This is a genomic window from Devosia sp. BK (assembly GCF_032907385.1).
GTDB lineage: Bacteria > Pseudomonadota > Alphaproteobacteria > Rhizobiales > Devosiaceae > Devosia.
In genome coordinates, this window is record NZ_JAIMBX010000001.1 from 2,308,604 (window position 1) to 2,327,127 (window position 18,524).

19 protein-coding genes and 1 pseudogene are annotated in these 18,524 nt (G+C 59.9%); 4 read left to right on the forward strand and 16 right to left on the reverse strand.

Annotation, left to right across the window (positions count from 1 at the left end):
• Positions 1 to 15: 15 nt before the first annotated feature.
• The 5 genes from DevBK_RS11295 to DevBK_RS11315 all read right to left on the reverse strand — a co-directional run bounded on the left by DevBK_RS11295 (position 16) and on the right by DevBK_RS11315 (position 3,464).
• Positions 16 to 1,410, reverse strand: coding sequence for a type II and III secretion system protein family protein (locus DevBK_RS11295; RefSeq protein ID WP_317185494.1), 1,395 nt, complete (start codon positions 1,408 to 1,410; stop codon positions 16 to 18).
• Positions 1,411 to 1,423: 13 nt separating this feature from the next.
• Positions 1,424 to 2,359: a Flp pilus assembly protein CpaB gene (cpaB, locus tag DevBK_RS11300; RefSeq protein WP_317185495.1), complete on the reverse strand. Its 936-nt coding sequence runs from the start codon at positions 2,357 to 2,359 to the stop codon at positions 1,424 to 1,426.
• Positions 2,360 to 2,477: 118 nt separating this feature from the next.
• Complete coding sequence (locus DevBK_RS11305) at positions 2,478 to 2,978, reverse strand: prepilin peptidase (protein WP_317185496.1); 501 nt, start codon at positions 2,976 to 2,978, stop codon at positions 2,478 to 2,480.
• A gap of 11 nt (positions 2,979 to 2,989) precedes the next feature.
• Positions 2,990 to 3,184, reverse strand: a complete 195-nt coding sequence (locus tag DevBK_RS11310) for a Flp family type IVb pilin (protein ID WP_317185497.1) — start codon at positions 3,182 to 3,184, stop codon at positions 2,990 to 2,992.
• A 109-nt stretch (positions 3,185 to 3,293) separates the two neighbouring features.
• Positions 3,294 to 3,464, reverse strand: coding sequence for a Flp family type IVb pilin (locus DevBK_RS11315; RefSeq protein WP_317185498.1), 171 nt, complete (start codon positions 3,462 to 3,464; stop codon positions 3,294 to 3,296).
• 337 nt (positions 3,465 to 3,801) lie between these two features.
• On the opposite strand from DevBK_RS11315, the gene DevBK_RS11320 reads away from it, so the two are divergent.
• The 4 genes from DevBK_RS11320 to DevBK_RS11335 all read left to right on the forward strand — a co-directional run bounded on the left by DevBK_RS11320 (position 3,802) and on the right by DevBK_RS11335 (position 6,169).
• Positions 3,802 to 4,245 (forward strand): pilus assembly protein N-terminal domain-containing protein, encoded by a 444-nt coding sequence (locus DevBK_RS11320; protein ID WP_317185499.1) that lies wholly within the window; start codon positions 3,802 to 3,804, stop codon positions 4,243 to 4,245.
• A gap of 128 nt (positions 4,246 to 4,373) precedes the next feature.
• Positions 4,374 to 4,901, forward strand: a complete 528-nt coding sequence (locus tag DevBK_RS11325; protein ID WP_062629335.1) for a TadE/TadG family type IV pilus assembly protein — start codon at positions 4,374 to 4,376, stop codon at positions 4,899 to 4,901.
• Positions 4,901 to 5,467, forward strand: coding sequence for a TadE/TadG family type IV pilus assembly protein (locus DevBK_RS11330; protein ID WP_062629334.1), 567 nt, complete (start codon positions 4,901 to 4,903; stop codon positions 5,465 to 5,467). The genes DevBK_RS11325 and DevBK_RS11330 overlap by 1 nt, the downstream gene beginning before the upstream one ends.
• 81 nt (positions 5,468 to 5,548) lie before the next feature.
• The gene (locus DevBK_RS11335; protein ID WP_062629333.1) at positions 5,549 to 6,169 is read left to right on the forward strand and encodes an HAD family hydrolase; all 621 of its coding nucleotides are present in this window, start codon (positions 5,549 to 5,551) and stop codon (positions 6,167 to 6,169) included.
• Between the two features lie 42 nt (positions 6,170 to 6,211).
• On the opposite strand, the gene DevBK_RS11340 is transcribed toward DevBK_RS11335, so the two are convergent.
• From DevBK_RS11340 to DevBK_RS11390, 11 genes and pseudogenes are all read right to left on the reverse strand, one after another.
• Positions 6,212 to 6,607 carry a VOC family protein gene (locus tag DevBK_RS11340; RefSeq protein ID WP_317185500.1) on the reverse strand — a complete coding sequence of 132 codons (396 nt, stop codon included), beginning with the start codon at positions 6,605 to 6,607 and terminating at the stop codon, positions 6,212 to 6,214.
• A 3-nt stretch (positions 6,608 to 6,610) separates the two neighbouring features.
• Positions 6,611 to 7,252: a uracil phosphoribosyltransferase gene (gene upp, locus DevBK_RS11345; protein ID WP_061908069.1), complete on the reverse strand. Its 642-nt coding sequence runs from the start codon at positions 7,250 to 7,252 to the stop codon at positions 6,611 to 6,613.
• Between the two features lie 18 nt (positions 7,253 to 7,270).
• On the reverse strand, positions 7,271 to 8,488 hold the full coding sequence (locus DevBK_RS11350; protein ID WP_061907642.1) for a phosphopentomutase: 1,218 nt from the start codon (positions 8,486 to 8,488) through the stop codon (positions 7,271 to 7,273).
• 4 nt (positions 8,489 to 8,492) lie between these two features.
• A complete protein-coding gene (gene deoA / locus DevBK_RS11355) occupies positions 8,493 to 9,815 on the reverse strand; it encodes a thymidine phosphorylase (RefSeq protein WP_062629331.1) in 1,323 nt (440 codons plus the stop codon).
• 146 nt (positions 9,816 to 9,961) lie between these two features.
• Positions 9,962 to 12,328, reverse strand: coding sequence for an aldehyde dehydrogenase family protein (locus tag DevBK_RS11360; protein ID WP_317185501.1), 2,367 nt, complete (start codon positions 12,326 to 12,328; stop codon positions 9,962 to 9,964).
• 8 nt (positions 12,329 to 12,336) lie between these two features.
• The gene (deoC, locus tag DevBK_RS11365; RefSeq protein WP_061907639.1) at positions 12,337 to 13,332 is read right to left on the reverse strand and encodes a deoxyribose-phosphate aldolase; all 996 of its coding nucleotides are present in this window, start codon (positions 13,330 to 13,332) and stop codon (positions 12,337 to 12,339) included.
• Positions 13,329 to 14,123 (reverse strand): purine-nucleoside phosphorylase, encoded by a 795-nt coding sequence (locus DevBK_RS11370; RefSeq protein ID WP_317185502.1) that lies wholly within the window; start codon positions 14,121 to 14,123, stop codon positions 13,329 to 13,331. Before DevBK_RS11370 ends, deoC begins: the two co-directional genes overlap by 4 nt.
• Positions 14,124 to 14,205: 82 nt before the next feature.
• A pseudogene (locus tag DevBK_RS11375) lies at positions 14,206 to 14,664 on the reverse strand (cytidine deaminase); the annotation flags it as partial.
• A 148-nt stretch (positions 14,665 to 14,812) separates the two neighbouring features.
• Entirely contained in the window at positions 14,813 to 15,781 is a 969-nt protein-coding gene (locus DevBK_RS11380; protein ID WP_317185503.1) for an ABC transporter permease, read from the reverse strand.
• Between the two features lies 1 nt (position 15,782).
• Positions 15,783 to 16,913: an ABC transporter permease gene (locus DevBK_RS11385; protein ID WP_061907635.1), complete on the reverse strand. Its 1,131-nt coding sequence runs from the start codon at positions 16,911 to 16,913 to the stop codon at positions 15,783 to 15,785.
• Complete coding sequence (locus DevBK_RS11390) at positions 16,910 to 18,517, reverse strand: ABC transporter ATP-binding protein (RefSeq protein ID WP_317185613.1); 1,608 nt, start codon at positions 18,515 to 18,517, stop codon at positions 16,910 to 16,912. The genes DevBK_RS11385 and DevBK_RS11390 overlap by 4 nt, the downstream gene beginning before the upstream one ends.
• Between the last annotated feature and the right edge of the window lie 7 nt (positions 18,518 to 18,524).

Below are 18,524 nucleotides of genomic sequence, written 5' to 3' on the forward strand. Positions count from 1 at the left end.
CTCCTGCCGCCATCATCAATCGAGCGCGAAGCCGACAGAGCCGTTGAAACTGCCGCGCATGCCGCCGGGGCCGACGCCGTATTGCTTTTCGAGCTTGCCGAGGAAAATGCCCTCGGCGTCGCTCGCAGGCACGGAATAGTCGGTCGGCACGGGAATGGTGTTCACCGGGGGGGGATTGACCAGGTAGGGGGTCACCAGAACGACCAGTTCGGTTTCCTCGCTGCGGAATTCGCGGCTGCGGAACAGGGCGCCAAGGATCGGGATATTGCCCAAGCCCGGAAGCTGATCGATATTCTGCGTGGTGTTTTCCGAGAGCAGCCCGCCGATGGCGAGCGTCGACCCGACACCAAGCTCGACGCTGGTGTTCACATCACGCCGTGTCAACGCATAGCTGCCGGTCTGCACTTCCGACACACCGGTTTTGACCGTCAGCGCGATCACGCCATTGGAGCGCACCGTGGGCGTGAACTGCAGTTCGACGCCATAAGGCTTGTACTCGACCGAAGTGCTGCCATTGCTATTCGTCGTTGGGACCGGGAATTCACCACCGACGAGAAATTCCGCGGCCTGGCCCGAGACGGCAGTGAGGGTCGGCTGGGCCAGCAGACGCAGTGCGCCGCGCTGTTCGAGCGCCCGCAGCGAGGCGTTGATCTGGGTATTGCCGATCGGAAAATTGCCCGAGAAGCCATTGGTCGAGGTGCTTGGCGTCACTGAATTATTGAGGCCCAGACTGGCCGAGCCGATGGTGACGGTGCCCGATAGATTGATGCCGAGCTGCTGCGCGACGGTGCGACGAATTTCCGAAACAGTGACCTGCAGCATGACCTGCTGCCCACCAGCAACCTCGATGATATTGGCAACATTTTCCGGGTCGCCCGCGAACTGGATGGCCACCTGGGCGGCACGATCCTTATCGTCGGAAGACAGTACGGTGCCGGTCAAGACGACCCGGTTCGTCGAGTCGTTGAGGGTGACGGATTCCACCCGAATATGAGAACCGGGGATGACCCTGGCCAGCGCCTCTTCGAGCGCATTGCCGACCTGGGATGGCTCCTTGATCACGCGCAGATCGAGCACCTGAATGGTGCGGCCGGCATCATCGATGAAGAAAATATTGGTGTCGCCACCGCCGATGCCCTGCACGATCGCACGAGTGCGCGTGCGCATGATCGCAGCGGCCACCGATGGCTGCGAGACGATCACCTCGGCAACGCCGGCAGGGAGATCGACGATCATCGATTTGTTCAATTCAAGATCGATATCGCGCTGCCCGCCATAGGACGTCGAAGAAACATTGATCTGTGCCTGGGCCAGGGCAGGAGCCGCAGCTGCAAGTGACAAGCTGCCGACGGCGCTGGCAACGAGCCAATGGCGCAGGGATCGAGATAGTCTCGTTGATTTGGCGATCATTTCCATCTCTCCCTCACTGCGGCATCAGCTGCGGCTGGGCGGTTTCAACCTGAATTTCAGGCAGTGCGGGCGCAGTTGTCTCCGTCGCCACGAACTGATCGGGCGGCTGCGTTTCGATTGGCGTACTGCTCGACAGCGCCCCTGCGAGCACGCTCTGTTCCTTGCCGGCACGAATGACCCGCACCGATTGGCTGGCGCTCGCCGGCCGCTGGGCGTCGGCAGTCTTGCCGAAATCTACGATCGAGCGAAGGCTGAGGCTCAATTGGCCGCGCATAGAGGCGTTGATCAGTGTTTCAGCCTGGGGCGGGGTCAGTTCAAGGGTCGCGATCGTGCTGTTGTCGAACGGCTCTGGCGCCGGAGTTTCGGCCTCGCCCGTCTCGTCGCCGCCGCTCATACCGAGTTCGCCGAGGCGCTTGCCGATCGCGAGCACGCGGACATTGGAAAGGACGACCTCGGACTGCTGCCCGCCATTGGTCGCTGTCGTCAGGACAACGTCCACATGATCGTTTGGTACGACGAACCCACCGGCACTCGAGACGGCGGTGACGCCAACCGACACGCCGCGCATGCCGGACGCCAGAACGGCAGAGAGATACCCCTGATCGGATTTGACGAGCTTCTGCTCGCGAATGGGTTCGCCGGGGAAAAATTCAAAACGCGCCACAGCGCCGGTCAGCGTCGCGGGCGCATCCGGCATCGATGAGACAGTCACATATTCGGGACGAATGGCGCCTTCGGGCCAATCCTGCCACTCGACATTTTCCGGCTTGAGCCTTTCACCGACGCCGATCGGTGCTTTGGCAACGAGGATCTGTGTCTTGGCTTCCTCGACCACCTGCGTGACGACTTCGGTCGTCGACGGTGCCTGTCCGCCACGCAGAACAAGGATAGCGGCGAGCCCGCCAGCGACCAGGGCCACTACCACCAGGATGATACGTGCTGGTCTCATGACCCACTCCGGTTACGCTGGGCAAATGCCCAATTCCACCGGGTAACTATGCGATCAAAGGGTCAAAGTTTGGTTAATCGAGCCTTACGGGAGGAGGTTAATAAGGACTTACCAATATTTAGCCGATCAGACGTTCGAAAACCAAAGTGTTTGAGTAAACGATGATTCCTGCAATCGACATCGCGATTCCGTATGGAACACCAGATTTGCGATCGTGAAGTCGGGAAAGCCAACGCATCCGGGAAATTAGCGGGTTCAGGGGCACACTCCGCAAAGCCAATACTGCAAGCGTAAGGGCGCCTCCGAGCATACCTGTGTAGAGCAGGTAGGGGAGCGTCACACCGAAACCGAGCCATAGCGTTGTGCCCGCTGCAAGTTTGGCATCGCCACCACCGATCCAGTTTACCGCAAACATAAAAAAGGCGACGGCAAGCACAACCAGCGCGCAGAATACATGCATAGCAATCTGATCAAGGGGAAGTCCAACGGCGATAGCGACAACAAAAAAACTGACCGTTACCGTAAGGACCAGTCCGTTGGATATCTTCATGGTCAGTAGATCGGATGAGGCCGCAAACGCCATCAGCGCTGGGAACAAAAAGACGGCAAAATTGGTCATGGTTGCTTCCCTCAATTTCCGCTGATAGCAGGTACGATCGCCGCCCGGATTTGCTCATACATGTCGGTCATACTGCCGTTAACGAGCATCAAGGCGCCGATAATCACAACCGCGATGAGAGACGCGATCAGGCCGTACTCAATCGCAGTGGCACCGTTGTTATCTTGCAATAACCTGCCAAAACCTTGCCTGGTGCTTTTCTGCATCTCACCCCATCCTGTGAACGCAATTTGCCGCAAAGAGGTAAACATTGCCCAAAAAAGAAGGGCCCCAACGGGCCCTTCGATCGGTCTCTCGATAGAGAAACAATTAGAATTATGGCGTTGGTGCCAACTTGGAGTTGATGGTTTCAAACACACCGTTGAGCGTGCCACCCAAAGTCGTTACCGCGCCGATGATGACGACCGAGATCAGTGCGGCGATGAGGCCGTATTCGATTGCAGTTGCGCCGGATTCGTCCTGCGCGAAGCGTGCCAAAATATTCATGTCCCAGGCTCCTTTTACACGTCCTCGTGACGCCTCACGGCCGGTCACAGCGAAGATATGGCAAAGCTAGCCCCCACTCATTGCCATTGCGTTAATCGAGCCCCTCAGAACGCATGGTTTTCGGCTAAAATAAGTGATGGTTTTCAACATGTTGAAGAATTACATCGCATTTTAGACACCCTTCATCACCGCGATCTACTTGCCATCAATTTGTTACGTCTATCAACGACTTGAGCGGAGCGCATCGGCACATCCAAGCAGGAAAACAACCGCTGTTTGCCAAGTATTTACCATTCCGTCAGATGGTGTTGTGCATAGTTCAAGCCGGATGAGTGCCATGTTCCGCAAAATTGCCTTTACAGGCTTCTCAATCCTGCTCGCGATGGCAGTGCCAACCCTTGCCACGGATAATGCGCCGATCGACGTGAAGGTGAACATGGCGCGCGTTCTGCGCATGAGCGCACCGGCCGCCACGGTGATCGTTGGAAATCCTGGGATTGCGGACGTCACCATCCAGGATCCGCAGACCTTGATCCTGACCGGCAAGAGCTATGGCCAGACCAATCTCATCGTTCTTGATGCTTATGGCGAACCAATCGCCGACACACTCATCGATGTGGTGCAGATGCAGGCCGGTGTGACCACGGTCTATCATGGGCAGTCGCGCACTACTCTGAGCTGCGCCCCCGTTTGCCAGCCGACGGTCATGCTCGGCGATGACAATGCCTTCACAACCCAGGCGCTCGCGTCGTCGCAACTGATCCAGACAACTGGCAATTAGATTTAGCCCTGCTTAACCCTGAAGCTGAATTCGGCGTTTGGGTTCACCAATCCTAACGACGCTTTAGCCATAACCGGTTCACTTAGAGCGCATAGCGGAAAATGTCCGCTTGCCCGGGTGGAAAAGGCATGACACGTCTTCGACGCAAATCCTTCTTTGGCGATTCGCGCGGCGCAACCGCGGTTGAATTCGCCCTGCTCGCGCCGATCTTCTTTGCCTTGTTGGGAGCGACTCTCGAAACCTCGGTCGCTTATCTTGCAGCACAAGTGCTCGAAAGCGGCGTCCAGGATACGAGCCGATTGATCCGCACCGGCGAAGCGCAGCGCCGCAACTGGACCGTTGCCGATTACAAGAAAGATGTATGCGGCCGATTGTTCGGGCTCTTTGGCAATTGTTCGGACATGTATGTCAGCGTCCGGCAGATCGATACCTTCCAATCCGCTGATTACGAGGTGCCGCTCGACCGCAATTGCAAAACCAATTGCAAGTGGAGCAAATCGGACGAATGGCAGCCTGGGGGCGCTTCGGGCGTCGTCATGGTTCAGGTCTACTATCGCTACCCCTCTATCCTACAGACACCGCTTGCCAATAACCGGCTGGGTGATGGCCGGCTGCTGATGGGCGCTGCGACGGTTTTCAGAAATGAGCCGTTCTGATGGGTAAGCTAACCCGATATTTGCAGCACTTCTGGCGCAAAGAGACCGGCACGGCGGCGGTGGAATTTGCGCTGGTCGTGCCACTTATGCTGACGCTTTATGTCGGTTGCTCGGAGGCAGCGTCCCTTCTTACGGCCGATCGCAAGGTCCAGACGGTGTCTGGCGCCATGGGCGACCTCGTTGCGCGCGCCAATAAGACGATCACAAGCGACCAGTTGAAGGACTATTTCGACGCTGCGACCAGCATCATGTCGCCCTATGTTATAAGTGGCCTGACGCAGACGGTAACGGCGGTTTCCGTCTCTTCAACCGGACAGACGACGGTCCTCTGGTCGGTTCGTTTTGCCGACGGCAAGTATTCGGGGACAGTGGCCGAGCACCCCAAGGGACAGCCCTATACGCTGCCGGCGGAAACCGTCGCCATTGCCAAGGGTCAGACGGTGATCGCTTCTGAAGCGCGCTATGCCTATAAGCCCTTGCTCGGCATCGTCTTCAAAGACACCTTCGATCTCAATCGCTCGGCCCTCTTCATGCCCCGCTTCGGCGGCAAGATCGATCTGAGCTAGGCTCGATCCGACAGGCTGCGGTTGCCGACCCAAGCGCGACATGCCAGAAGCGGTGAGCTTCACCTCGAACCGATCAAGAGCATGAACGACACAATTATCCCCGTCTTCGACCTGGGCGGCGTTTTCGTCGACTGGAACCCTATGTATCTGTTCCGCAAGCTCTTCGAGAGCGAGGAGGATGCGCTGTGGTTTCACCAGAATATTTGCACCGGCGATTGGAATCTCGAATTCGACGCTGGCGAAATCTACGCCGAAGGCGTCGCCAAGCTGATCACGCGGTTTCCGAAATATTGGCGCGAAATCCAGGCCTTTGATCTCCGCTGGAAAGAAACGCTCGGCGACTTTATCCACGGCACGATCGACATCCACAACGAGCTGATCGAGCAGGATGTCCCAACCTTCGCCATCACCAATTTCTCCTGGGAAAAATGGGTGAGCTGCCTTGGCGAATGGCCGTTCCTCGAAAAATTCGACGGCGTCATCGTTTCGGGCCTCGAAGGCCTCGTTAAACCCGATCCGCGCATCTATCGCGTATTCTGCGAACGCTACGGCTTTGCGCCAGATTCCTGCGTCTTCATCGACGATAGCGAGCCCAATATCGTCGCCGCCCGCAAGTTCGGCATGCACGGCATCCACTTCAAGGATCCCGTCGCCCTCCGCGCCGAGCTAATCGCCCTCGGCTTGCCGCTCAAGGCCAAATAACAAGAAACCCCGGAGCGATCCGGGGTTTTTCATCTGTGGCGTTTATTGGAAGCGACCACCCTTCTGGATCACTTCAATCTTGTAGCCGTCGGGGTCGGTCGCGAAGAAGAAGCGCGCGACGGGCACATTGCCGTTCTTGAAATCCACCACCTTGCCGACAGTAAATCCTTCGGCCGTGAACAGCTCGTGCTCGGCCTGCAGATTGTCCACGACGACTGCGAGATGCCCATAGCCGTCGCCGAGATTATAGGGCTCGGCGCGGCCGTGATTGATGGTCAGTTCCAGCTCGAAGCCATCGAGTTCATGGGCCATATAGACCAGCGTGAATTCGGCAAATTCGATCCGGTTGACGATTTCGAGCCCAAAGGCGCGGCGATAAAAATCCACAGACCGCGCTTCATCGAGCACGCGGATCATCGAATGTGCGAGTTTTGCCATAGCTTATCGCGTGCCGTACATGCGGTCGCCGGCGTCGCCAAGACCAGGAATGATATAGCCCTTCTCGTTGAGATGGCTGTCGATCGAGGCTGTATAAACCGGCACATCCGGATGTGCCTTCTCAAAATTGACGATGCCTTCGGGCGCAGCGAGCAGGCAAAGAAAGCGGATATTGTTGGCGCCGCGCTCCTTGAGCTTTTCGATCGCGGCCGTGGCCGAATTGCCGGTCGCCAGCATGGGATCGACGACGATGATCAGGCGGTCTTCAAGGTTGGATGGCGCCTTGAAGTAGTATTCGACCGGCTCGAGCGTCTCGTGGTCGCGATAGATGCCGATATGGGCGACGCGCGCGGCTGGGACGAGATCGAGCATGCCATCGAGAAGACCGTTACCGGCGCGCAGGATTGAGGCGAAAACCAGCTTCTTGCCCTTGATGGCAGGCGAATCCATCGTCGCCATGGGCGTGTCGATCGGAATCATTTCAAGCTCCAGATCGCGCGTCACTTCATAGCACATCAGGTGAGCAATCTCGCGCAGCAGCCGCCGGAAACCGGCGATGGAGGTCTCCTTGTTGCGCATGATCGTCAGCTTGTGCTGGATCAGCGGGTGATCGATGACTGTGACATTGCCCACGACTTTGCTCATATCGATCATCTCTCTCGGTTACAGGAAGGACCTGCCGTGGCGGCCGGGCGCCAGCCCGAGCCATGCGGCTATGCTTTCCCCAATATCTGCGAAGGTGGAGCGAATGCCAATCTCTCCTTTGGGGAGGGCTGGGGAAAAGACGAGGATCGGCACCTGTTCGCGCGTGTGATCGGTGCCCGGCCACGTCGGATCATTGCCGTGGTCAGCCGTCAGGACGAGCAGATCGTCGTAACGCATCTTGGCGATCAGTTCGGGCAGCCGCGCATCGAACAATTCGAGTGCCGCGGCATAACCCGGCACATCCCGGCGATGACCATACTCAGAATCGAAATCGACGAAATTGGTCATTATGAAAGCGCGGTCTGCGGCCATTTCCATGGCGTCGAGCGTCTTGTCGAACAACTGCGGAATCCCGGTCCCCTTGATCTTGTGGGTCACGCCGGAACCGGCATAAATGTCCGAAATTTTCCCAACCGCATAGACCTGATTGCCGGCCGCCTGATTGCGATCAAGCAATGTTGGTTCTGGTGGCGGAATGGCGAAATCACGACGATTGCCGGTGCGCTTGAACGTGTCCGGGGTGTCGCCAACGAACGGCCGAGCGATGACGCGACCGATATTGAGCGGCGCCGTCAGTTCGAAGGCTTGTCTGCAGATCTCGTAGAGCCGCTCGAGCCCAAAGTGGCTTTCATGCGCCGCTATCTGGAAGACGCTATCGATCGAGGTGTAGCAGATCGGCTTGCCGGTGCGGATATGCTCTTCGCCGAGCGCAGCGATGATGTCCGTACCCGAAGCATGCTTGTCGCCCAAAATGCCGGGGAGCTCAGCGCGTCGAACAAATTCTTCGATCAGGTGCGGCGGAAAGGTTGGTTCGGATTGTGGAAAATAGCCCCAATCGAAAGGCACCGGCACGCCGGCGATTTCCCAATGCCCCGATGGCGTATCCTTGCCGCGCGAGATCTCACGACCAACGCCGAACCGGCCGCCCTTTGGCACATCGCTGAGATTGGGTGGCAGGCTGCCCGTGGACAGTTTGATCGCTGCCCCAAGGCCCATGGCGTCCATGTTCGGCACATTGAGCGAACCGGAACGGAGGCCGGCTCTGTCCGCCCTGCCCTCGGCGGCCCATTCGGCGATATGGCCGACCGTATTGGCGCCCTGGTCGCCATATTGATTGGCATCAGGCGAGCCGCCAATGCCGACACTGTCGAGAAGGCAGACAATTGCGCGTGGCATGGGCTTACTCCGTGGCGGTGATGCGGTCGGCGATCAATGCGAATTTTGGCGCGCCGGAGCCGACGAAATAGGCAGAGCGCAGACGCGCTTCGGCATCGGCTGCCGAAGCTTCATCGGCGGCGTGGATGCGGGCGATCGGGGTAGTTGGTTCGACTTCCGCGCCAAGACCAAGCAGGCGATCGAACCCCACCCGATGATCGATGGCGTCCGTCGGCGTTGCCCGACCGCCACCAAGGGCGACAACCGCCATGCCGACGCCGCGCGTATTGATCTCGGCGATCGTGCCGCGGCCTCCCGCGAGAACGTCGCGAACGATCGGCGCCGGCTGCAGATGCTCATCCATGCGCTCGACGAAATCGGCCGGGCCACCCAGCACAGAAACCATTTTCGAAAAGTGCTCCGTCGCCTTGCCGCTATCGAGGGCGACTTCCACTTTTTTGCGAGCGGCGGCAGACGTTTCCGCCATTCCGGTCATCAGGGAAATTTCCGCCGACAAGGCAAGTGTCACTTCGCGAAGGCGCCGGTCCTGGTGCTTACCCGTCAGAAATTCGACGGCATTGCGCATCTCGAGGCCATTGCCCGCAGCACTCGCCAGAGGCTGGTTCATATCGGTAATCAAAGCGCCGGTCTTGAGGCCGGCACCATTGGCCACATCCACCAGGCTTTTGGCGAGATCGCGGGATGCTTCGAGGGTCGGCATGAAGGCGCCAGAACCCGTCTTGACGTCGAGCACCAATGCTCCAAGGCCTGCAGCCAGTTTCTTCGACAGGATCGATGCGGTGATCAGGGAGATGGATTCGACCGTTCCGGTCACGTCGCGAATGGCGTAAAGCGTCTTGTCGGCTGGCGCGAGATCGGCGGTCTGGCCGATAATGGCGCAGCCGGCCTGCTGCACCGCGTTGCGGAAGAGCGTATTGTCGGGCTGGGTCTGATAGCCGGGAATGGAATCGAATTTATCGAGCGTACCGCCCGTGTGGCCCAGGCCGCGGCCGGAAATCATCGGCACATAGATGCCGATGGCGGCAAGGATCGGCGCAAGCATCAGCGAAACATTGTCGCCCACACCGCCGGTCGAATGCTTGTCCGCGACCGGACCATCGAGATCGGACCAATCGAGCACGCTTCCGGAATCGCGCATGGCGAGCGTCAGCGCGACGCGCTCATCCATGCTCATATCCCGAAAATAGACCGCCATGGCAAAAGCGGCCGCCTGCGCATGGGACACCGTCCCTTCGGCAAAGCCGACGATGAAGCGGGCGATGTCTTCCTTGGGAAGTTTCTCGCCATTGCGCTTTTTCAGGATCACTTCTTGGGGGAGGAAGACCATTGGATGGCTTTCAGCTCTGAAGAATTACCCCCACCTAACCTCCCCCTACTAGGGGAGGAATAGCCTAGAGGTCGTCTCGATGGTTCGGCAAGAACCGACGCGCCCCTCCCCCTATCAGGGGGAGGCTGGGAGGGGGTGACTTGGGCTCACGCCCCGTATGGAATCCAGACGTTCTTCACCTGCGTCGCCTTACCGAGGAAATAGTCCCCGGCAAAGCGCTGATCGGCAAGATCATAGTAGAGCCCGCGGCTCGTCCAGGTCTGCTTGAGATTGCTCACCGACGCCTTTTCGACCATGGCAGAGCCTTCGGCAGAACCGGCGAACCAGAGCCCATCGACACCATCGTGCTCAGCCAAGGTCTTGGCAAGGCTGACACTTTCACCGGTGACGATGTTGACGACGCCAGAAGGCATGTCGGAGGTTTCGAGCACCTGGTAAAAATCGGTCATCGACAGCGGCGAGCCCTCCGAAGGCACTAGCACGACGGTATTCCCCATGGCGAGCGCTGGAGCGATCAGCGCGATCGAGCCGAGCAGCGGGCGCGAGGTTGGAGCAACCACGCCGATCACGCCAAGCGGCTCGACCATGGCGGCGGCAACGGCGCGCATGGGCGGGTTGTGCACCGCCCCATCATATTTGTCGGCCCAGCCAGCAAAGGCGAACAGGCGCTCGACGGACTGAGCGACTTCCTTGGAGCCGTCATCGCCGGTCTGCACCTTGATGCGCGCCGCGAATTCGTCCCGGCGATAGTCGAGATTTTCGGCAAGGAAATAGAGGATCTGCGCGCGGGAATGCGCTGCAGTCGTGCCCCAGCCAAGCGCGGCGCGAGCCGCTTCGACGGCATTGCGAATATCCTTGCGATTGCCATCGCCGACTTCGCCGACGAGCGCGCCGTCAGTGCCATGGACCGGCCGATTATAGCCGCTATCGGGCCGTGCCTGCTTGCCGCCGATATACATCTTGGCTGTCTGGTCGAGATGTTCGGCATCGAGCGGGTTTGCCGCCTTGGCAGGAACCGACGTCGCCGCAGGAGCCGGGTGGAGCGCCTTTTCCCACTTGGGTTTCAAGTAAGCGCCCATCCCCTCGCGGCCACCTTCGCGACCGAAACCGGATTCTTTATATCCGCCGAAACCGACGGCTGCATCGAACTGGTTGGTGCCGTTGATCCAGACGACGCCGGCCTTGAGCTTGGGTGCGATATCGAGCGCGAGATTGATGTTCTCGCTCCAGAGCGTCGCGGCGAGGCCATAGCGCGTATTGTTCGCGAGAGCCACGGCTTCCTCGGGCGTGCGGAAGCTCATGGCGACCAGAACGGGGCCAAAAATCTCTTCTGCCACAAGAGTGTTAGCGGGGGAGACATTGGTGACGAGGGCCGGTTTCAGGAAGCAGCCATTGGCCGGTACTGTGCCATCGGGCTCGTAGACCACCGCGCCTTCGGCAACGCCCTTTTTCATCAGGTCGCGGATGCGGTCGACCTGCACCGGGGCAACCAGCGCGCCGATATCGACTGATTTATCAAGGGGATCACCGACGCGGAGATTTACCATGCGCTTCTTCACCTTGGCGATGAAGCGTTCCTCGATGGATTCTTGGACCAGAAGGCGCGAGCCGGCGCAGCACACCTGGCCCTGGTTGAACCATATCGCTTCCACCAAACCTTCAACCGCCGAGTCGAGATCGGCATCTTCGAAGACGATGTAGGGCGATTTGCCGCCGAGTTCGAGCGACAGGCCCTTGCCGGTTCCGGCCGTGGCGGCGCGAATGATTTTTCCCACTTCGGTCGAACCGGTGAAGGCGATTTTGTCGACGTCGGAATGGTTTACCAGGGCCGCGCCCGTCTCGCCTTCGCCCGTGACTATGTTGACGACGCCCTTGGGAAGGCCGACGCGCTCACAGATTTCAGCGAAAAGTAGCGCAGTGAGCGACGTGAATTCGGCGGGTTTGAGGACCACCGTATTGCCGGCGGCGAGAGCCGGTGCGATCTTCCAGGCCAGCATCAGCAGCGGGAAATTCCACGGGATGATCTGGCCGCAGACACCATAGGGGACATGGTCGGGGAATTCACGTTCGAGATGTGTGGCCCAGCCGGCGTGGTGATAAAAATGCCGTGCTACCAAGGGGATATCGGCGTCGCGGCTTTCGCGGATTGGCTTGCCGTTGTCCATGGTTTCGAGCACGGCGAAGAGGCGGCTGTGCTTCTGGATCATGCGGGCGATGGAATAGAGAAATTTCCCGCGCTCATAACCACTTAGACCACTCCACAATGGGAAGGCGGCGCGGGCGGCAGCTACAGCTGAATCGACGTCGGCAGAGGTGCCGTCGGTGATGTCGGCCAGTTTTTCGCCTGTTGCCGGATTGGTCGAGGCAAAGGTCTTGCCGCGGGCGGTCCAGGCGCCGTCGATGAAGTGGCCAAAAGTCCGATTTTTGCTGTCGAGCCAGGCATTTGCCTGGTCAGCAGTTTCGGGTGCGGGGCCGTATTCGAGGGTTTCGAAGATTTGTGCGATCTTGTTCATTTGTGGCCTCACACCATCGGCTGGCGGTAGTCGGCGGCGTAGTGGCCGGTTAACCCGTGCTCGAGTTGACGTTCTATATCCGTTAACAATCCGCTAGCGCCGAAACGGAATAAATGGGGATTCAGGTAATGGGTCCCCAGTTCCTCTTTCATCAGCGCCATATATTTGAGCGCGTCGCCCGCGGTCGCGATACCGCCGGCTGGTTTGTAGCCGATCTCGATGCCGGTCTCTTCATTGAACCAGCGGATCATGCGGATCATGGTCAGCGAGGTGACGAGATTGGCGTTGACCTTTTCCTTGCCGGTCGAGGTCTTGATGAAATCGGCGCCGGCCAGCATGCAGACGAGCGAGGCTTTGGCGATATTGGTCTGGGTGGCGAGTTCGCCCGTGCCCAAAATGGTCTTGATATGCGCGTCGCCGCAGGCCTTGCGGAAGGCGCGGACCTGATCGTAAAGCGCCTGCCAATCGCCGCGCAGGACCATGCCGCGCTCGATGACAATGTCGATTTCCTGAGCGCCGTCTCTTACCGAGGCTTCGATTTCGGCGATCTTGGTGTCGACGGGAGCGAGGCCGTGGGGGAAGGCAGTCGAGACGGCGGCGACTGGAATTCCGGTCCCTTCCAACGCGTCGACCGCGGTCTTGACGAAGGTGTGGTAGACGCAGACGGCGCCGGGAAGGATGCGCAGATCACCGACCCCGAGCTTGTCGACGATTTCAGCGCGGAGCGGATTGCGCGCCTTGGCGCAGAGGCGCTCTACGCGGCCGGGTGTATCGTCGGCATTGAGCGTCGTCAGGTCGATCAGCGTGATGGCTTTGAGGAGCCAGGCGAGCTGGTAGTCCTTCTTGACCGTGCGGCGCGCGCCGATGGAGCCGGCGCGGCGTTCGAGGGCCGAGCGGTTCATGCGGACGCGTTCAACCCAATCGAGATCGAGCGGGTAGCCCGGATTACGCTTGTGCGCGGGCGCGTGGCTGCTCCCGCTATTGTCGACGACCTTGAGACTCATAGCTCCTCCACGAGGGCCGGGATCAGCTTTTGCAGCTTGGCCGCCCCTTGCACCGCCATGGTCTTGGTATGCTCATGGCTGATGTTTTCGTTCGAAAGGCCGGCGCCCATATTGGTGATGGACGAACAGGCCCAGACTTTTAGCCCCAAGAAGCGCCCGAGGATCACTTCCGGAGCGGTCGACATGCCCACGGCATTGGCGCCGAGGCGGATGGCCATCTGAATTTCGGCGATGGTTTCAAAGCTCGGGCCGGAATACCAGAGGTAGATCCCCTCCCCGACCTTGATACCGAGCTTTTCGCCCGCCGCCTTGGCCTTGGCGCGCAGATCGCAATTGTAGCAATCGACCATGTTCACAAAACGGCGGTCGGTCGGCTCGCCGATCAGCGGGTTCATGCCGGCATAGTTGATGTGATCAGAGATCAGCATGAGATCGCCGGGACGCAGATTTTCGTCGAGAGAACCGGCGGAATTGGTGAGGAGCAGCGTCTTGGCGCCCAGCTCGGCCATGGTTTCGAGCGCGGGACGCATGGCGGCGGCATTGCCATGCTCATAATAGTGTTCGCGGCCGGTGAGGATGGCGATGCGCTTGCCGCTCATGGTGCCGATCAAGAGATCACGGCCGTGGCCGGAGACGCCGGCACCCGGGAAATCCTTGAGCTCGGAATAGGGAATGGTGACCTTGTCTTCGAGCAGATCACCAATGGCCGAGAGGCCAGAGCCAAGGGTCAGCGCGGCGACAATGGGTTCTTCACCGGCGATCTTGCGAATGGTTTTGGCGGCTTTGGTCATTTTTGCCTCTCGGCTTTCTTCTTTGGCATAGCTTGTTTACCCCGCCACTCGCGCATAGCGCTCGCGGCCTTCTCGCCTAAATTCACTCCACCGGAGTGAATTTGCCTGCGGCCGGCTCTAAGCCCAAAAACTCCGGCCCAAAGCTGTGCGGCAAGAGCTGCCCCAGCGTCTGCACCAGCGGCGATCCATCCACGCCGTGCGAGATCACTTCCACATCGAGATCGGCGAATTCGCGGATGCGTTGGCGGCAGCCGCCGCAGGGGGTGACGGGGCTTTGGCCGGGGCCGGTGACATAGATGCGGGTAATGCGGCGGGCGCCGCCGGCGATCATGGCGGCGATGGCTGAGGTCTCAGCGCAATTGCCCTGCGGATAGGCGGCGTTTTCGATGTTACAGCCGGAATAGATCTTGCCGTCATCGGCGAGGATGGCGGCGCCAACATGGAAATTGGAATAAGGCGCATAGGCCTTGGCGCGGATGGCTTCGGCGGCGGCGAAGAGGGATTCGTTGGTGGTGGTCATTTGTTTGTTCTCCTCTGCTGCTTTTTCACCTCTCCCTTTGGGGGAGAGGTCGGGTTGCGAAGCAAACCGGGTGAGGGGGCCTTTCGATGTGGGTGCCTAAGGCCCTCTCACCCGCCGCTTTGCGGCGACCTCTCCCCCAAGGGAGAGGTGAAGTGCGCCCCAGCCTCCCTCAGCGCTCCTTCGTGTACGGCACGCCGCCTGCCTTGGGGCCGACTGCCTTGCCGATGAAGCCGGCGAGGAGCACGACCGTGAGTACATAGGGCAGAGCCTGGATGGCCTGGACGGGGACGACGCCGATGACCGGCAGCTCGAAATTCTGCAGGCGGATTTGCAGGGCATCGAGGAAGCCGAAGAGGAGACAGGTGAACATGGCGGGGACCGGCTTCCACTTGGCAAAGATGAGCGCCGCGAGGGCGATATAGCCCTTGCCGGCTGTCATGTTGTTGCCAAAGCCGGAGCCCTGCGCGATCGAGAAATAGGCTCCGGCGAGACCGCAGAGAAGGCCGGTGATGATGATGGCCTGATAGCGCTGCTTGACCACCGAAATGCCAGCGGTGTCGACGGCTTTGGGGTTTTCGCCGACGGCGCGGAGGCGGAGGCCGAAGCGGGTGCGGTAGAGCACGAAGGCTGTCACCGCGACCATGATGAAGGCGATATAGACCAGAAGGTAATGGCCCGAAATCAGCTCGGAATAGATCGGGCCGAGAATGGGAACGCCCGCGACTTCATTGGCGAAGGGCAACGTGATGGGCGAGAAGCGGCCGCCTTCGGAGAGTGCTGGCGTGCGGCCGCCCTGGCTGAACCATGTCTGACCGAGGAAGGTCGTCATGCCGGCCGCGAGCATGTTAATGGCGACGCCCGCAATCAACTGATTGCCCTTGAGCGTGATGGCGGCTGCACCCTGCAAGAGCGTCGTTGCTAGCGAAACGGCCATGCCGGCCATGAGGCCGAGCCAAGCGGAGCCGGAAATGGCGGCGACGGCGCCGGCCGCAAAGGCCGCGGCGAGCATCTTGCCTTCGAGGCCAATATCGAAAATGCCGGCTCGTTCCGAATAGAGCCCCGCCAAGCAGGCGAGGAGGAGCGGCGTCGAGAGACGGATCGTGGCATCGAGGACGGAGAGAATGACGGCGAGATCCATCTCAGCTCTCCGGCTTGGCGGTCGAGACCGCAATGGCTTCGGATTTCTGCTCGGGCGAGAGCAGCATGAAGGCGCGCTCGAGCGAGGGGCGGAAAAGCCCTTCCATGGCGCCGGTAAAGAGAATGACCAAGGCCTGGATCACGACGATCATTTCGCGGGTAATGCCGGGAATGACGAACTGCAATTCCTGCCCGCCCTGATAAAGCGCGCCAAAAAGAATGGCGGCGAGCGCAATGCCGATCGGGTGATTGCGGCCCATAAGCGCGACGGCGATACCGACAAAGCCTGCACCGGCGACGAAATCGAGCACGAGACGATTTTGCACGCCCATGACTTCATTGATCGCCACCATGCCGGCGAGGGCGCCGGAAATGGTCATAGTGATCATGATCATCTTCGAATTTGAAATACCGGCATAGCGCGAGGCCGTCGGATTGGCGCCAAGGACGCGCATGGCATAGCCGAACTTGGTGTGCCAGATCAGGATATAGACCCCGATCAGAGCCGCAATGGCGATGACGATCGAGAGATTGACTGGCGAATAGCCAAAGAAGGAGAAGAACTGGCGAAGCTGCGGCACGCGGCCGGCGACTTCGATGGTTTCGGATTCCGGAGCCATGGTCGAGGCGGGCTTGAGCACGCGATTGACCATGTAGACCATCAGTGCCGAGGCGATGAAATTGAACATGATGGTGGTTATGACGACGTGGCTGCCGCGCTTGGCCTGGAGCCAGCCGGGCACGAAAGCCCAGAAGCCACCGACCGCGCCGGCCGCGATGACGGCGAGCGGCATGGCGATGAGCCAATGGGTCTGGTCGAGCGCCAGCGCAACGACCACGGCGCCGAGGCCGGCCACATAGGCCTGGCCATCGCCACCGATATTGAAGAGCCCGGCATGGGCGGCGACAGCCACCGCAAGCCCCGTGAAGATGAAATTGGTGGCATAATAGAGTGTGTAGCCAAAACCATCGCCATAGCCAAAGGCGCCATAAAGGATGACCTGAATGGCATGGAACGGATTTTCGCCGACCAGCAGCACGACAAGGCCCGAGACGAGGAAGGCGAGAAGAAGATTTAGGGCCGGCAGGAGGGCGATATCGGCCCAGCGCGGGAGAGGTCTACTTGCGCTCATGGAAGAGGTCCCTGTTCGGCAATGCCGATGGTGCGGGGCGCGGTCTTGTTGATGCCGGCCATCATCAGGCCGAGTTCGCCTTCGGTGGCCGTGGCTGGATCGGCTTCGCCGACGATGACGCCATCGAACATGACGAGGATGCGATCGGCGAGGGAGCGGATTTCATCGAGCTCGACAGAGACGAGGAGGATCGCCTTGCCCTCGTCGCGCATCTTGATGATTTCATTGTGGATGAATTCGATGGCCCCGATATCGACGCCGCGGGTCGGCTGGCCGATGATCAGCACATCGGGGTCCTGCTCCATTTCGCGGGCAAGGACGATCTTTTGCTGATTGCCGCCGGAAAAGAGCGATGACTTCAGATTGATATTGGCTGGGCGGACGTCGAAAAGTTTGACCTGATCGGCGGCGGCCTTCTTGGCGGCGGCGATATCGAGGAAGGCGCCGGAGCCATAGGCGGGCTTGTCGTGATAGCCGAGAATGGCGTTTTCCCATTCCTGGAATGTCGTGACGAGGCCCATGCGCTGGCGGTCTTCGGGCACGTGAGCGAGGCCGGCCTGGCGGGCGCGGGCCGCACCGTCATCGCCCTCGAGCGAGAGCGGCTTGCCGTTGAGGATGACGGTGCCCGATTTCTGATCGCGCATGCCGGTGATGGATTCGAGCAATTCGGACTGGCCATTGCCGGAGACGCCGGCAATGCCGACGATTTCGCCGGCACGAATGGCAAAGCTGACATCCTTGACGCGGGTGACACCCATATCGTCGGCGACGACGAGATTCTGGACTTCGAGGAGGGTCTTGCCTGGATTGGCGGCGGTCTTGTCGACGCGGAGAAGCACGCGGCGGCCGACCATGAGTTCGGCCAGTTCTTCGGGGCTGGTTTCGCTTGTCTTGACGGTCGCGACCATTTCGCCCTGGCGCATGACCGAGACATTGTCGGTAATGGCCATGATCTCGCGCAGCTTGTGGGTGATGAGGATCACCGTCTTGCCCTGAGCGCGCAGCGTTTCGAGGACGCGGAAAAGGTCGTCGGCTTCCTTGGGCGTCAGGACGCCGGTCGGCTCGTCGAGAATGAGCGTTTCGGCACCGCGATAGAGCGCCTTCAGGATTTCGACGCGCTGCTGCTGGCCGACGGAAATATCCTCGATAATGGCATCGGGATCGACTTCGAGCGCATATTCCTTTTCGAGCCGGTCGAGCTCCTGGCGGGCGCGATTGAGGCTGGGCTTGAGGAAGCCGGAATCTTCGGCGCCGAGGACGATGTTTTCGAGGACCGAGAAATTATCGACCAGCATGAAATGCTGGTGCACCATGCCGATGCCGAGCGCGAGCGCCTGCCGGCTGTCGGCGATATTGGCTTCGGCGCCATTGACACGGATCGTGCCGCTGTCGGCCGTGTAGAAGCCATAGAGGATGGACATGAGCGTGGATTTGCCAGCGCCATTCTCACCCACGATGCCGTGGATGGTGCCGCGTGCAATTTTCAGATCGATGTCCTTGTTGGCGTGAACCGCGCCGAACCGCTTGTTGATCTTTTCAAGCTCGATCGCCCAGCCATTGGCCGGTTGAGGTACAGCGGCCGTTTCCGGCCGCTGCGTGTTCATGGTGTTC